The organism is Pseudoalteromonas sp. S1727, from assembly GCF_005886375.1.
Classification (GTDB): Bacteria; Pseudomonadota; Gammaproteobacteria; order Enterobacterales; family Alteromonadaceae; genus Pseudoalteromonas; species Pseudoalteromonas haloplanktis.
This window is the reverse complement of sequence record NZ_PNDT01000169.1, coordinates 1-389: the sequence shown is the minus strand read 5'-3', so window position 1 is coordinate 389 and position 389 is coordinate 1. Positions and strand designations below refer to the sequence as shown.

Annotated in this window: 1 protein-coding gene; it reads left to right on the top strand. The window is 47.3% G+C overall.

Annotated elements, in window-relative coordinates; genetic code table 11:
* Positions 1-389 (top strand): putative Ig domain-containing protein (locus CWB85_RS21320; RefSeq protein WP_138555971.1); only part of this gene is annotated, 389 nt, incomplete at both ends.

The window sequence follows — 389 nt, the reverse complement described above, 5'->3', positions numbered from 1 at the left end:
GAGCCTATGGTTTCAATCTTTGAGAAAACCTCCTACTTCTTCACCCCAACGGCAGTTGATACAGAAGGCGACAGCCTCACCTTTAGTATTACCAATAAGCCAAGTTGGTTGAGCTTTGATAGCAGCACTGGAACACTCAGTGGTACCGCCAGTAACAGCGATGTGGGCGTGCACAGCAATATTGTGATCAGTGTCAGCGATGGCATGGATACCGTCAGCCTGCCAGCCTTTAACTTAACTGTGGTAAACGTTAATGACGCCCCAACGATTGGAGGTGTTCCTGCATTAAATGTTGATCAAGATGCACCGTACAGCTTTATCCCAACAGCGAATGACATTGATGGTGACAGCTTAACCTTTAGCATCAGCAATAAGCCAAGTTGGGCGAG